Origin of the sequence: Vibrio sp. RM-41-2B (assembly GCF_024744415.1) — a bacterium.
In the GTDB taxonomy this organism is placed as follows: domain Bacteria; phylum Pseudomonadota; class Gammaproteobacteria; order Enterobacterales; family Vibrionaceae; genus Vibrio; species Vibrio diabolicus.
The window spans coordinates 1-13,456 of record NZ_JAMQWD010000010.1; the positions used below are offsets into that span (position 1 = coordinate 1).

A 13,456-nucleotide genomic window follows, 5' to 3' on the forward strand; every position below is an offset into this window, starting at 1 on the left:
ACATAACATTAGAAAATAAAAATTAAGTAATAACTTAAAAAGGTAAGACTTAATAACTACATTCTTATTTATTATAGTTGAGTAATGAATTTAAAAACTATGAGACATTAATCCCACGAATCTATACTTTTCCTTTTTTTATTAAAAAACAAGATGCAATATTTCACCGCTCAATTATTGAGCGATAATTAATAACCAGTCCATAAGTATAAAACACCCATAGAGTTATTGTTAAAACCCAATAATAACCTTTATGGGCTGACTAATAGGAAACAACAATGGAAAAACAGCATCTTTCCGCGAGTATTATCGCGCTCGCATTACTTGGTTCTCTAACTCCAGCACATGCTGAAGATACATTAAAAGCTTACACTTCGACCTTGCTACAGCTCGATGATAGCGATGCACGCTCGAAGAAAATCCGCTTAATTTACTCCTTAGAAAATGTCTGGAATCAATCTTTGCTGCCGAATGGAGCTAAGGAAGCCAAGTTGCTTCTAAACGGAGGCTCTGGTTTCGACATGACTAATGTACCGAATAAAGAGCAGATCTATGGTTTTGCCACCGGTGGAGACTACCGTTACACAATCCCAACAGCCTTTAAACTGGCACTGAGTTATTTAAATGGTGCCCCTTTACGTCATATGAGCCATGCTCCAGAAAACACTATTGCAACAGCATCCGTCAGTGAGTCTTTGGACTTTAATCTTGGCTTCAGTGCTTCTGATTCTCCAAATATTAGCGGTGGTATCTCCTGGAGTAACCGCGTAACTTACGATCAACCAGAATTTCAGACGGTGGCTGATTTTGATCAGACCAATGAGAGCATTAATTGGCTTATCGAAAACCAGACTATCCGCCACAATACTCCACCTAAAGACTGGTTATTGTACCGTTGGACCAGCTGTGACATGGGCAACCTAATTGACTATAGCGAATTACCTGTCGTGATGCGCTCTGACTTTAAACCGCAAGTCGGTGTTGTATATCGAAAAAATGATATTCAAGATGGCCTAGATACGTCAGAAGTCAAGCTGGTTGCAGGTTGGCGAAAAACCAATTACTACTTTGGTCGTGACTGGTGTAGCTGGTATACCACCCCAGAAAATACCTGGAAGAAAAATCGTGATAGCAGTCAATGGACAGAGACTAGCCGAGCCGTAACTATCTCTTGGAATGACGCGCTCTACCACTAAATTATTAGCCTGCGGCCACGGAATGAATAAGTGGCCGCCGTATTTACTAATGAAATAAACGGTAAGACATGACAAGTAATAAAAAACTCTTGACTGGATCGGCGCTAGCACTTGGTGCAGTACTCGCCATATTTCTAATTAATTCAAATAACAAGAATTCCCAGAGCGATTCTGTTGCAAGCTTTGACGAGCAAATCAAGACAGAGAAAACTGAGACAAAAAGTGTAACGCCTCCTGAGAGCGATGCTGCTCAAGAGGTAGTTACCGTTCCAACACCACAGAATGACAATGACGCTACTTCCGACGTCATTCCAGCTACACCTTGGATATCTGCCCCATTAAATGAATTGAGCAATGAACTGTACGATTTTATTGAAGCTGAACAGGTAAGTTATATCAGTACAACCGACTATCCATTCGACGAGCAAAAGCAAGAACAATTGCGAACATTAGCTAAGCAAGGGGTTCCTATCTTGTTTGACAACACGGAATCATCCTATTTGGAGAGCTACGGTGTCAGCGAAACCAAAGTGGTTTCAGAGTATTTTGGTACGGCGTCTGAAGGTGATGTCATCATTGCTACCGGAGTACAGAATGAGGATGGCAGCATTCATTATCTGGTTTTGCCTTTGAAGAGCAAAGATCTCAACGATAACAGTAAATTGATTGAGGACACTAAGCTCGCAATCACTCTACTTAAAGAACAAAAGCATGACTTGATAAAAGAGAGACAAAGCGAACATCGCGAATAAAAAGTAAAGGGAGATAGCCTCTGTATCGCTATTTCCCTTAAAACTCAGTTCTCAATTAAGAAAAGCTCATTTCTCCCGACCTACCGGCACCCTATCCGAAATCACCTTGCCATCTTTGATGGTGATGATGCGTTTGGTGCGCTCTGCTAGGGCATTATCGTGCGTCACGATGATCAAGGTTCTGCCTTCAGCGTGAAGTTGATTAAACAAGGCTTCAATCTCTGCGCCGGATTTTGAATCCAATGCACCCGTTGGCTCATCCGCTAAGATGATTTGCGGATCGTTGACCAAGGCTCTTGCAATCGCAACTCTCTGCTTTTGACCACCAGAAAGCTGGTTTGGTTTATGGTCTAAACGATCCCCTAGCCCGACTTGCTCTAGCAATTTAGCAGCGCGCTGTCGACGTTCTTTGGCTTTGATGCCAGAGTAAACCAACGGCAGTGCCACGTTATCGAGCGCCGTCGCGTATTCCAATAAGTTAAAGCTTTGGAAGACAAATCCGATCCTCTGGTTACGGATGCCAGCCAGGTCATTCGCACTTAAACTTGCGACGTTTTGACCGCCAAGTTGGTACTCGCCATCGGTGGGCTTATCTAAACAGCCGAGCATGTTCATCAACGTTGACTTACCCGAACCGGACGGGCCAAGAATCGAAAGAAACTCGCCTTGATTAATGGTTAAGTCAACGCCGTCTAGCGCGCGAACTTCCGCCTCCCCGCTTGAGTAGTATTTACAGATGTTGGTCAGCTCAACAAGCGGCTTGTTCGACATGTTCTCTCCAGAGTTATTATTGTTATTCACTTTGTAGCGCCTCCAACGGGCTGACTTTTGCGGCTCGGTTTGCAGGTAACCATGCAGATGCCACACCTATGATCACTAAGGTGAGGATGACAATCGCGACAACGACCCACGACAACTCAGGGACAGGTTTACCCAGTTGTTCATAAAAGGCATTACCCTCTAAAGGAATGGAACTGATGGCAGACACCAGCGCGTACGTCACGCCTAAGCCAAGCGCGCCCCCCATCATCATTGTCAATAAAGACTGCACTAAATAGTGCATGCGAATGGCCGTTGGAGTTGCACCGACTGCCATGCGCACGCCGATATCACGCGTAGATCGCTTTACGGTGGCATACATCACATTGGCGATGCCAACGCCAGCAACAGCTAACGTCACGAAGCCGATAATGCCAAGAAAACTCTGCAAACCTATCAGAAACTGCTGCATACTCTTTTGCTTAAGGAACATATCATCGACTTGGACGATCTGCTCATCGCTGACACTTGCCCCGTGCTTACGGGCAATCACTTGCCTTATCGTCTTTGCTAAGGCTTCTCGGTCTACATCGGCTTGTGGTTGCACATTGATGCCACCAATTTCACCGTTGACATGAAATCGCTTCCACGTCGCTAACGGCACAAAACTGGAATAGTTGATAAGGTCCCCCAGCTCTATTTGAGCGCTGTTTTTCTCCAATACGCCCACAACGGTGAACTCCTCATTGCCGATTTTTACCTTTTTCCCCACAGGGTTGACTTGCAATGTGACTGTCGCAAACCAACTAAAGTCCTCATTCGGGTTGAATAAGTCGGCTGCCAGTTCATAACCCAGTACAACGACTTTGCGCGTCTCTTTTTGATCGAGTGGATTTAACCATCGCCCCCCCGCCATAGGCACCAAATTGGTCATGGATTGAAACTCGCTCGTGACCGCTAACGGCTCTTGCCACGAGTTTCTATCACCAACGGTGATGCGCTCTTTCCACTTCGCAGTTGGCGCAACACTTTTTACATCGGGTAACGCTCGAACGATCTCTGAATCGTCCATTTTTAATGTCAGAAATTTACCTTGGTGAAAAGCACCATGGTCGACGGTGGCCATCCCTCCGGTCAAATAGATCAAGTTGCCGTTACCATTTTGTGCGGTTTTCAATACGCCCTGACGAATACCCTCACCTACCGCCAACATAGCAGCGATACAGAGGGTCGCCCACGCTACAGCCAGAATGGTCAAACCCAATCTCAGCTTTTCTGCGGCCATTTCTTGGAAAATTTGTCTCATCGGTAACAACATGACTAAGCCCTCGCACTCAAAGCAATGACTGGCGTGAGACGCGATGCTCGCCTTGCTGGGAAATACGACGCCATCAATGCCAAGATAAGCGTCACAAGCAAAGACCAAGCAATGGAATCTGGCGTGATCACAGGTAAACCAATCCATTCCGGTAATGCCATGCTGCTTAAGACAGATACCACTGCATACGAAAACATCAGACCTAATGCCGTGCCCACGGCTACCAAAATAAGCCCTTCAAGAATAAACTGACTGAGTATGGATTTTTGAGTCGCCCCGATCGCCAAACGCACACCGATTTCACGCGTGCGCTCCGTGACGGATAAAAACATGATGTTGGCAACGCCAAGCGCACCGACCGCCATGGTCATCGCGCCGCTCGCTCCGAGAAAAATCTGAATGCCACGCAAAATTCCACTGATGACCGCCGCACCTTCACTAAAATCGGGTAATTCGACCGCGTCTTTATCACTTGGGTCAAAATGAAGCTGCTTGGCGAAAAAGTTCACGATATTTTGTCGAAACGACGGTGCATCCATCCCGTCTCTCGGCTTCATCAATATCATCCAAGGTTTCGCATCCCACAAATCGCGGTACGTTGTTTGAGGAATGAAAACAGTGCGGCTATCGCCGAATGAAATGCCAGTGTCCTCACCAACGGTTATCCCAATCACCAAAAACGGAATGCCGTTGACTTTGAGCCTATCCCCGATTTGGATTCCGCCCATTTGCGCAATTTGATCGCCTAACACTGTCACGCGAGTGTGGTTGTCCATATCACTTGGTGACAGGTTTCTCGAACTGGATTGCAGCTTGCGTTGCATTAAGGGAAAGTAAGACGTATCAATACCGCTGACCGTACTCGATAAATTCTGTCCTTTGAGATTGGTGATATTCGCATCCCATTTGGCGTAAACGCTTGACGCCTGTTGCACGAAGCCCGACTGTTTGATCATGTCGACTTTTTCTTGTGGAATATCAATTTGTCGCCTTGAAGGTAACCCTTGCCACGGTTTACTGGTGCTCGATGGAAACACGACTTGCACATTGTTGATCATAAATGAAAACGACTGGGTCTGATGGCGATAAAAGCCTTCGCCAAGTGCGATTAACACCACCACAGAGATCACGCCCCAAGCAATCGCGATAATGGCTAGCACGCTCTTCATGCGGTGCGCCATCAACGTTTGCCAAGTTTGCTGCAATAGGCTGCTCATGAATGAAAAGCCCGAGAGATCAACGCCATGGTATTGTCATCGAGTTTCCCTGCGGTTTGCAGTAAGCCGATTCTCTTACGCCAGTAGCTGTACAAGTTGGTTTGCAGACTGTTTTTCGCCTCAAACAAGCTGTTGTGTGCGCTGATAACTTCCGACACTTCAAGCAGGCCAGCGTCGTAAAGTTTCTCTTTGCTTTGCAACACTCTGGCGCGCGACTCAACCAGCTCGTTCGCTATCAAAACTTGATTCCAGTTGATATCGACCTGCGTAAACTGCTGAACAACTCGTTTCTGAATATCAATTTCCACTCTACGCATATCTTGCTTGGCGCTTAAAATGTTCAACGATGCTTCGTCCACTTTCGCTCGCACTGCACCATTGAGGTCAATCGGCAAACTCAAACTAATCCCAGCGTTAAACTCGCCGTTTGAACGATTGTCACCATCGCTGTAGCCCACACTGCCTTTGACGGTCGGGTAGTATCCACCTTTAGCTGAATCTTTCGCGAACTCGCTCGCTTTCACCATCTGCGCCGCCACCAACAGCTCTGGACTGCTGTCTTTCGCCAGCTTTAGCCATTGCTCCTGGGAGTCCACCAACATCGGCGGCTGAATCAAAGAATCCGTTCGAATTTGGTCGACACTCTCCGGCATTTGATTGATTAACGCCGCAAGCTCTGCTTTTTTCACTTCGAGATCGGCTTTTGCATTGAGGATACTTGCTTGCTCAGAGACTTGATTCGCTCGCATCTCTTCAACATCAACCGACTTCACTTTGCCTGCTCGATAGCGTTTCTCGATGATGTTGAGAAGTTCCTTCCCCTCCTCCAGCTTGGACTGCGCCAATTTGAGGTCGCCCTGTGCGCTTGCCACATCTAGGTAAGCGGTGAGCAACTTCTGCGCAAGCTCGTTATGTGATTGAGATAGCTCTAACTGTGCTTTGAGATAATTGGCATTCGCTTGATCCAGTTCCGACCACAAACTGCTATCCCAAATAGTTTGAGATAAGGTAGCGCCGTAACTGTTGGAATGGCTTGAGGACTCATTCCAATCCGCTGACGCACTGGCACTTAAACCCGGTAATAACGCACTGCGGCTACTCTGTACGCCAACCTCGCCAAGCTGGACGCCGATTTTCGCTTTTTCGTAATTTGGATCGTTCTGCTTTGCTTGTTGCCAAGCTTGTTCAATAGAAATTGCGTAGGTCGGCAAACTGAGCGTGGAAGCCAACAATGCAAAGGCGATTTTTGATCGTTGCAGCTTAACCATGCGCCGCTCCCATCATGCTGTTGTCGATAACCTCTTCATCAAGCTCCACGCCGTCAAGCACTTCAACATTGATGCCATCTGACAGACCGAGTTTCACCGGTTGTTTATGAAACCCTTGTTCTGAGCTATCGGGGATCAGAACATTCGGTGCGTCACCATCAAATTGCAGAGCGCGCTCCGGTAGAGTGAGTACGTTTTCAGACTTCTTAAGAATGATTTGAGCCGTCGACGAAAACCCAGAACGAAGCAACACATCTTGTGGGATCTTGAGTTCTCCCACTTCAACCTCAAAACCGTTATCAAAACTTTTTGCCGAAGCGTTGCCTTCTGGTGAGTTAAGGTTCTCAGATTGAATCGCCACTTTGGTTAGCACACCAGAAATCGCCACATCAGGATAAGGCGCAACCGTCAACATAACGGGCATTCCCGGAGACAACTGCGCAGCATCATGCTCACTGACGCTACCTTTAAAAATCAGACTGTTCATGTCGGCCAATGACATCATTTCAGTCGCGGCTTGGCTTGATTGAGTCGAGATGATCGGCTCTCCGACCTCAACTTTCTGGTTGAGTACCGTGCCATCAATTGGCGCGTAGATCGTCGACGTTAAACGCGCATCACCGATAGACGCCTCACCACTGCGGATGAGTTCGAGATTCTGGCGCTTTTGCAATACGTCCGCTTGCGCAGATTTGACTGCCGAGCGCGCACTTACGTATTCGTCGTAGTTACTTGGAATAATGTCCTGCTTGACCAAGCTTTCTAAGTTGGACAGTTTTTGTTTGGCGGATTCCAGATCGGCTTCACTACGCATGAGTTCTGCCGATGCATCCGTTAATGCTTGGGGGGTTGGGTTTGGACGCACTTTGATCAGCGGCTGGCCTTGCTTCACCTTTTCACCAACTTTCGCGTAAATTTCACCGACGATACCGTCGATTTGTGACTTGATAGACACGGAGTGTGCAGGGACAATTTTACCAACAGCCACCGCTTGTTTTTCAATCGTGCCTTTTTCCACAATCAATGTAGGCAGCAATTCTGGTTGAGCGGCAGATTGGAGATAGAAATACGTACCACCGCCGAGCAGCGCAATGCTCACAGCGGAGACAAGCCAACGTTTCGTCATTATTTATTCCAACAATTATTGGGTAGTCTAATGACTACTCCTAAAACACAAAGTTGAAGGAATAATATCCTGCTTTAATAGCGGTTTGGTTGTCACAGTTGGTATGGTTTTGTCAGTCGTCTCTGACAATCAAAGACCAAAAAATCTCGACGAATCATTCAGCAAAGACGCTGTCTACGATGGCGACTAACATGCTCTGTAACCGCTCGTTTCAACCGCCACCCATTTCATTCTGAACAATGTGCAAAATGGCGCAGTTCTGTATCCTCCAATCGCATATCCATACAGTCTTGCGCCTCACGTCCTAAAGCAGGAAAAACCGCATGCGCTGTTAAAATGCCTTGGCTGATAAAGCCACATTTCTCCAACACACGAATACTCGCGTGGTTGCCAATATGCGGGGCAGTGCGAATGCGCGTTATACCCAAGCTTTGCAGGTAAACAACGCCAAGTTTGCAGGCTTGGGTTGCATAGCCTTTTCCCTGATAGCGAGCAGAAATACCAAAATGGATTTCAGTGCTGTCTTGCTCAGGTATCAGCACCAGACAGCCTATAGGAGTTTGAGAAGTGAGTTCTTCAATAGCGAAGACTAATAGATTGGGGGACTTTTGATCATATTGAGCGCGCCATCTTTTGATAGCTTCAAGGGTTTGGTTAGCATTTTGGTGGGCTTGGCGATTGAGGAAGTGGCATGCTTGTTCATCGCCTAAATAGTTTTCAAACAGAGGATCAGCGTCTGTTGTTTTGAGGTATCTGATTGCCACTTGTTGAGATTCAACTCTCATCATGATTTAGCTCTGATAAACATTCGGTTTCCAGATTTGCATGAAGTTTTCTACTGGAGCAATAGGAGTGAACCCAAACTGTTCGTACAACCCATGAGCATCACGAGTTGCGAGCATCATACGGCGCAAGCCTTGTAGTTCTGGATGAGCAACAATTTCTGAGATCAACCACTTACTGATGCCTTTACCACGATGTGCCTCCACAACAAACACATCGGCAAGGTACGCAAACGTGGTACGATCGGTAATTAACCGAGCAAAAGCAACGAGTTGATTTTCGTCATCCAAAACCGCGAAACAGAACGAATTTCGCAATGACTTCTCAAAGCGTTCTCTTGGAATACCCTTTCCCCAATAACTGTTTGAAATGAACTGGTAGATAACGTCTAAATCCATGTCATCTAACGACGTGGTAATTCGAAACCCTTGCATTGTATCCCTCAACATTGATTTATATTTTCTCAGCCACACAGACAAGCGATTTGGCATTCACCTCAAATGCTTGCGCTGACCAAGACTGGTACTTCTCTATGATTCTGAATCCCGCTTGTTCAAGGAAAACCTCTATGTCTTCCAGCGGACGATATTTTAAATCAATGTTGGAATACTCAATCGCTCCACCTTCAAAATGGCGCTCTTTCTTCAAATACATGATGGATGTTTGCGAGTCATACTCGGCCTTCATACCTAAATAATTCACTTCACCATAAGTTGGAGAAACATAGGTTTGCCACAGTGCCATCTCATTATCCAATTCTAGATTCTCTGGCGTTGGTAACCGCGTATCGAAGACAAATCGCCCACCTTTTTCTAGGTGCTTTGATATTGAGCTCAGTGCGCCTGCCAGCATGTCGTCACTTAAAAAGGCCTGAAATGCATTCCCTGTCATTATGGCTAGGTCAAACTTCTTACCTAACGAAAACTGCGTTGCGTCGAGATGAAGAAAACGCAAGTTACTCCTGCTTTTGGCTTTGTCCTTTGCGTGTTTGAGCATCCCTTCAGAAATATCAATGCCAATGGCTTCGTTGAGTGGCTCAGAGACTGGAATCGTGACAATGCCGGAACCACAACAGACATCCAGTACACTTCGAGCATTGGTTTCTTCGATTAACCTTCTGATGAAAGCAATGTCGTGATGGTAATGCTGCTCGTATTGGGCATCGTATTCAATGCCCGATCCGAACTCGGTTAAATCTTGTGTTTTCAAAAACAGTCCTTGTTTGTTACTTATTTCAGCGGTGTGACTTTTTCAGCTCTAGCATCACGTATCGACACACATAACCAACACCAGATACATAACCAATCACATTTTCTAGGGAAACCACTTGCAACCCCGCCTGCTTACAGAGTTGTTCAACTTCACTTTCGGTATATGCCGTATGCTCCACCGATCTACTATAAGTATTTCGGGGCAAACCTTGTCCATCCGGATCGTGGTATTGAAACATCCATCATTCCGTCCTTGATAACCAGAACGATGCTCGAATGTAACACGCAATACGCACCTAGGCACTTATTAAATAGCTAATTTTCTATGAAACGTAACCGACTGGTTATTCAGCGATAACCAGTAGAAATAGATGGAATTTTTAAGTGCATAAAGAAAAAATATGTCCTGATAATCTGCTTCGATTATTCAGCGAATCTTATTTCCATCATTCTATTCGCTGTATATAAAAACAATATTTAAATTAACATAACAAACCTATCGCTTATTATTTTCCATTTAAATAATGATTCTTATTTTTAATATCATTCTATAATTAAAGTGCTCAAATTCTCATGTTGTATTAACTTGAGGTTTAATTTATGAAACTAACTCCTTATTTAACTGCTGTTGTTTCGGTCAGCTGCGCTTTTGGCGCATTCGCAGCCGATGATTCAAAAGCACTTTTAGAAGATGCACTGAGTGCTGCACCACCGACTATTCGCGATAAAGTAACAGTGATGGACTGGAACAATAATGTTCTGCAAGAAGGTTCTAGCCAATACACTTGCTTCCCAACGCCTCCTCAATTGGAAGGCACAGCGCCAATGTGTATGGATGGTCCTTGGATGGAATGGGCAGACGCTTGGATGAACAAAAAACCTTTCCAAGCCAAAGCATTAGGTATTTCTTACATGTTAGCGGGTGATGGCGGTGCCAGTAACACCGACCCATTTGCAGAAGGGATGACGGACGATAATCAATGGATTGTGGAAGGACCACACTTGATGATTATTACCCCAGACCAAGCGTTGCTCGACTCTCTACCAACCGATCCAAGTTATGGTGGCCCATACGTGATGTGGAAAGGCACTCCATACGCACACATTATGATTCCCGTTGGAGCGAGAAAATAAAAAGAAAAATCCGATATTCAGTATTTTGAATATCGGATTTTTATTTCGTTATCGAGCCAACCAAATTCTCGCCAATATTCCTATCGGCGTTGTGATGCCTGTCGTAATAGAGGTCACTTCACCATTTCTTAAAATATAAATGGTTGGAGTCACGCTAATTTTCCATTCACGCATAATATCGCTTGAAGGATCGTTTATGTTTTCAAAACGATATTCTTTTGCCTGCATAAACTGCGCCACACGCTCATTTGGCCCTGATGAGCCAGAAACACCAACTACGGCATAGTCATCACTCAGCCAGCTCACGCTTGGGCTTACAAATTTACACGCGGGACACCAAGTCGCCCAAAAATAAACAACGACAGGTTGTTCATGACTTTGCGCGATTGCATCGAAATATTCACCATCGCTCAATACGGAGCTCAATGGTGGTGCCTCCTGTTTAGGAAAATCTTTGGTGCGATACCAATCCATCACGATGGAAATGACGGTGACAATGAGCACCATCTGTACGATTTGAACGAGCCAATATCGGAATGTTCTACGCTGCTTTGTCGAACTCATTGAATGGATCCTCCACTCGCTCGTTTCACCGCGCTTAAAACAACATCATCAGTCAGAATCACAGGTAACGGGATACCTTGTGGCGCCGCCGGGCCATAGACGATGTTAAACGGCACACCGTAACGCCCATGAGCTCGTAAAAAGTCCGTTACCAAGCCGTCCGGATGTGTCCAATCCCCTTTTAACTTCGCCACATTAGGGCTTTGTAGCAATGAGTAGACAGGATCTTGCCAGATCACTCCGATCTTGTTCGCTTTACACGTTACACACCAATCCGCAGTCACATCCACAAACACCACTCGCCCATTACTGACGTGCTCTTCAATCGCTGAATTAGAAAGCTTTTGCCAAGCTAGATCATCCGGGAGTGGCGTTGCCCATTGGTCAGCAGTGACACTGCCAAGTAGTAAGCCGCCAGCTATTAACACTAACGATGCGGTCCCTGATACAGCAAGTGCTTTCTCACCATACACACGCTTAACTCTTGCCATCATGACGACAAAAGCAACCACAGCGATGAGTGCAATCCATAACATCGGTACATGATTTGCCATTAATGAAAGTAGCCAAACGCTGGTTGCCAACATCATTATGCCAAACACGATCTTAACGACATTCATCCATGGACCGGGCTTTGGTAGTTTTAGCGCGATACTTGGAAACACAGCGACTAAGATCCAAGGCAGTGCCATACCCAATGCTAATGCTGTAAAGGTTGCAAATAACGTTAATACGTCCGCGCCCAAGGCAAAAGCAACGGCAGTGCCTAAAAACGGTGCGGAACAAGGTGTCGCAAGCAAAGTAGCGAACATACCTTGAACGTAGTGACCCACTAGAGAGTTATCACCTTTCGATGCGAGCCATGTATTGGTACCCGATGACAGACGGATTTCAAATAACCCCAACATATTGGCGCCGAACAAAGCAGTGACTAGTACCATCAATCCTAGGAACCAAGGGCTTTGGAACTGTACGCCCCAACCGATCGCGTTACCCGTAAGCTTCAACACCAAAATGAATCCAGCTATCAGCCAGAACGAAGTGAGAATCCCCAGAGAAGAAGCGATAAACTGGGTACGAATTTGACGGCGCTCTACACCATGCGCAGCCACAATACTGCTGAGCTTCATCCCCAATACAGGCAGCACACACGGCATGATGTTCAAAATCAAACCGCCTAACAGTGCAAATAAGAAAATACTCGCTAAAGAGGTAGTTGGCAGTGACGATGTAACCGCTCCTGCTTGTGCTTGTGTTACCTCTTCGACCAGCAAGTTATCATCTTTGATAGAAACATATAACGATTGTTCATTAAGCTCTACCTCACCCAGCCAGGTATCAACCGAGTAATTTGCTGTGACGATATCATCTTCTTGCTGAAGTCCATCCAACTTAAAGCTGTAGTCACGAATCGCATCACCAACACCATCCACCAACACTTGAGGATTTTGCCAACCTTGCGTGTTCTTTAGTTTGATTTGTAATTTGGATTGAGTCGCATCCCAGTTTGTTTGCGTGACCTCAACAAAAGGCGAAGGTTGAGGAACATTGCTCACCGCTTGGGCGTAACTGAACATCACCTCTTCGTCCACTTTCAGCTCAGAAGGTAAGAACGTCAATTGAATTTGGTAGTCCGTCAGCACACAAATCGTAGTACAGGAAGAAAGCGTGAGCACTGCATCAATCGTGACGGGTTTCGACATATCGTCGATATGCAGCGTCATTGGGAACAAAGTGTCACCTTTGTAACCGAGAGTCTCAATGCCCAATAACTCGAACTTTTGCGGATATGGCCATTGCCAATCAACCTTGGTTAGGTTTTGCGAGTTTTGCCAATCTATCGATGGCGCGACACCACCCTCGCCCGGCGATCGCCAGTAAGTTTTCCAGTCTCCGGTTAACTTGACATCCAAATAACCTGTAAGTGTTTTGGCTTGCGGATCTTTTTGACCCGTTAGTACAAAGCGCGTTTGCACTGGAGGATGTTGCGGGTTGGTCATCCAACCGGTATCGGTAGCTTGTGCTGAAATATTCAGAGAGAACAAACTCAAAGCCAGCGTCATAAAGAACATAGACGCGAACTGAGTCAGTTTGGTAATTTGATTCATAGTAATTCCTAATAATAAAA

The 13,456-nt window shown here is 45.8% G+C and carries 13 protein-coding genes and 1 pseudogene; 3 read left to right on the forward strand and 11 right to left on the reverse strand.

The window, feature by feature from the left end:
• Window positions 1-278: 278 nt before the first annotated feature.
• Both NB463_RS08300 and NB463_RS08305 read left to right on the forward strand, forming a co-directional pair.
• On the forward strand, window positions 279-1,196 hold the full coding sequence (locus NB463_RS08300; protein ID WP_006742651.1) for a leukocidin family pore-forming toxin: 918 nt from the start codon (window positions 279-281) through the stop codon (window positions 1,194-1,196).
• Window positions 1,197-1,264: 68 nt separating this feature from the next.
• Entirely contained in the window at window positions 1,265-1,948 is a 684-nt protein-coding gene (locus NB463_RS08305) for a topoisomerase I (RefSeq protein ID WP_258432453.1), read from the forward strand.
• A 66-nt stretch (window positions 1,949-2,014) separates the two neighbouring features.
• Here NB463_RS08305 and NB463_RS08310 read toward each other — a convergent pair whose 3' ends face one another.
• The 9 genes and pseudogenes from NB463_RS08310 to NB463_RS08350 all read right to left on the reverse strand — a co-directional run.
• Window positions 2,015-2,719 carry an ABC transporter ATP-binding protein gene (locus NB463_RS08310; protein ID WP_248381400.1) on the reverse strand — a complete coding sequence of 235 codons (705 nt, stop codon included), beginning with the start codon at window positions 2,717-2,719 and terminating at the stop codon, window positions 2,015-2,017.
• Between the two features lie 22 nt (window positions 2,720-2,741).
• Window positions 2,742-4,025, reverse strand: a complete 1,284-nt coding sequence (locus tag NB463_RS08315; RefSeq protein WP_258432454.1) for an ABC transporter permease — start codon at window positions 4,023-4,025, stop codon at window positions 2,742-2,744.
• A 2-nt stretch (window positions 4,026-4,027) separates the two neighbouring features.
• The gene (locus NB463_RS08320; RefSeq protein ID WP_145473714.1) at window positions 4,028-5,242 is read right to left on the reverse strand and encodes an ABC transporter permease; all 1,215 of its coding nucleotides are present in this window, start codon (window positions 5,240-5,242) and stop codon (window positions 4,028-4,030) included.
• Window positions 5,239-6,510 carry a TolC family protein gene (locus NB463_RS08325; protein ID WP_258432455.1) on the reverse strand — a complete coding sequence of 424 codons (1,272 nt, stop codon included), beginning with the start codon at window positions 6,508-6,510 and terminating at the stop codon, window positions 5,239-5,241. The genes NB463_RS08320 and NB463_RS08325 overlap by 4 nt, the downstream gene beginning before the upstream one ends.
• Window positions 6,503-7,636 carry an efflux RND transporter periplasmic adaptor subunit gene (locus NB463_RS08330; protein WP_005376722.1) on the reverse strand — a complete coding sequence of 378 codons (1,134 nt, stop codon included), beginning with the start codon at window positions 7,634-7,636 and terminating at the stop codon, window positions 6,503-6,505. The genes NB463_RS08325 and NB463_RS08330 overlap by 8 nt, the downstream gene beginning before the upstream one ends.
• Window positions 7,637-7,863: 227 nt before the next feature.
• Window positions 7,864-8,424 carry a GNAT family N-acetyltransferase gene (locus NB463_RS08335; RefSeq protein ID WP_258432456.1) on the reverse strand — a complete coding sequence of 187 codons (561 nt, stop codon included), beginning with the start codon at window positions 8,422-8,424 and terminating at the stop codon, window positions 7,864-7,866.
• Between the two features lie 3 nt (window positions 8,425-8,427).
• Window positions 8,428-8,853, reverse strand: a complete 426-nt coding sequence (locus NB463_RS08340) for a GNAT family N-acetyltransferase (RefSeq protein ID WP_176320014.1) — start codon at window positions 8,851-8,853, stop codon at window positions 8,428-8,430.
• Between the two features lie 19 nt (window positions 8,854-8,872).
• The gene (locus NB463_RS08345; RefSeq protein ID WP_258432457.1) at window positions 8,873-9,628 is read right to left on the reverse strand and encodes a class I SAM-dependent methyltransferase; all 756 of its coding nucleotides are present in this window, start codon (window positions 9,626-9,628) and stop codon (window positions 8,873-8,875) included.
• Between the two features lie 25 nt (window positions 9,629-9,653).
• Window positions 9,654-9,866, reverse strand: a pseudogene (locus NB463_RS08350) (class I SAM-dependent DNA methyltransferase); the annotation flags it as partial.
• A gap of 364 nt (window positions 9,867-10,230) precedes the next feature.
• Between NB463_RS08350 and NB463_RS08355 the strand changes: the two are divergent.
• Entirely contained in the window at window positions 10,231-10,764 is a 534-nt protein-coding gene (locus NB463_RS08355; protein WP_012841605.1) for a hypothetical protein, read from the forward strand.
• Window positions 10,765-10,812: 48 nt separating this feature from the next.
• On the opposite strand, the gene NB463_RS08360 is transcribed toward NB463_RS08355, so the two are convergent.
• Window positions 10,813-11,328 carry a protein disulfide oxidoreductase gene (locus tag NB463_RS08360; protein ID WP_258431342.1) on the reverse strand — a complete coding sequence of 172 codons (516 nt, stop codon included), beginning with the start codon at window positions 11,326-11,328 and terminating at the stop codon, window positions 10,813-10,815.
• Window positions 11,325-13,436 (reverse strand): protein-disulfide reductase DsbD family protein, encoded by a 2,112-nt coding sequence (locus NB463_RS08365; RefSeq protein ID WP_258431343.1) that lies wholly within the window; start codon window positions 13,434-13,436, stop codon window positions 11,325-11,327. The genes NB463_RS08360 and NB463_RS08365 overlap by 4 nt, the downstream gene beginning before the upstream one ends.
• Window positions 13,437-13,456 lie beyond the last annotated feature (20 nt).

Excerpts from the sequence above, each read along its gene's own strand:
- NB463_RS08360 (WP_258431342.1), bottom strand. The coding sequence starts at position 11,328 with ATGAGTTCGACAAAGCAGCGTAGAACATTCCGATATTGGCTCGTTCAA.
- NB463_RS08300 (WP_006742651.1), top strand. The coding sequence starts at position 279 with ATGGAAAAACAGCATCTTTCCGCGAGTATTATCGCGCTCGCATTACTT.
- NB463_RS08310 (WP_248381400.1), bottom strand. The coding sequence starts at position 2,719 with ATGTCGAACAAGCCGCTTGTTGAGCTGACCAACATCTGTAAATACTAC.
- NB463_RS08365 (WP_258431343.1), bottom strand. The coding sequence starts at position 13,436 with ATGAATCAAATTACCAAACTGACTCAGTTCGCGTCTATGTTCTTTATG.
- NB463_RS08305 (WP_258432453.1), top strand. The coding sequence starts at position 1,265 with ATGACAAGTAATAAAAAACTCTTGACTGGATCGGCGCTAGCACTTGGT.
- NB463_RS08330 (WP_005376722.1), bottom strand. The coding sequence starts at position 7,636 with ATGACGAAACGTTGGCTTGTCTCCGCTGTGAGCATTGCGCTGCTCGGC.
- NB463_RS08320 (WP_145473714.1), bottom strand. The coding sequence starts at position 5,242 with ATGAGCAGCCTATTGCAGCAAACTTGGCAAACGTTGATGGCGCACCGC.
- NB463_RS08335 (WP_258432456.1), bottom strand. The coding sequence starts at position 8,424 with ATGATGAGAGTTGAATCTCAACAAGTGGCAATCAGATACCTCAAAACA.
- NB463_RS08355 (WP_012841605.1), top strand. The coding sequence starts at position 10,231 with ATGAAACTAACTCCTTATTTAACTGCTGTTGTTTCGGTCAGCTGCGCT.
- NB463_RS08315 (WP_258432454.1), bottom strand. The coding sequence starts at position 4,025 with ATGTTGTTACCGATGAGACAAATTTTCCAAGAAATGGCCGCAGAAAAG.
- NB463_RS08340 (WP_176320014.1), bottom strand. The coding sequence starts at position 8,853 with ATGCAAGGGTTTCGAATTACCACGTCGTTAGATGACATGGATTTAGAC.
- NB463_RS08325 (WP_258432455.1), bottom strand. The coding sequence starts at position 6,510 with ATGGTTAAGCTGCAACGATCAAAAATCGCCTTTGCATTGTTGGCTTCC.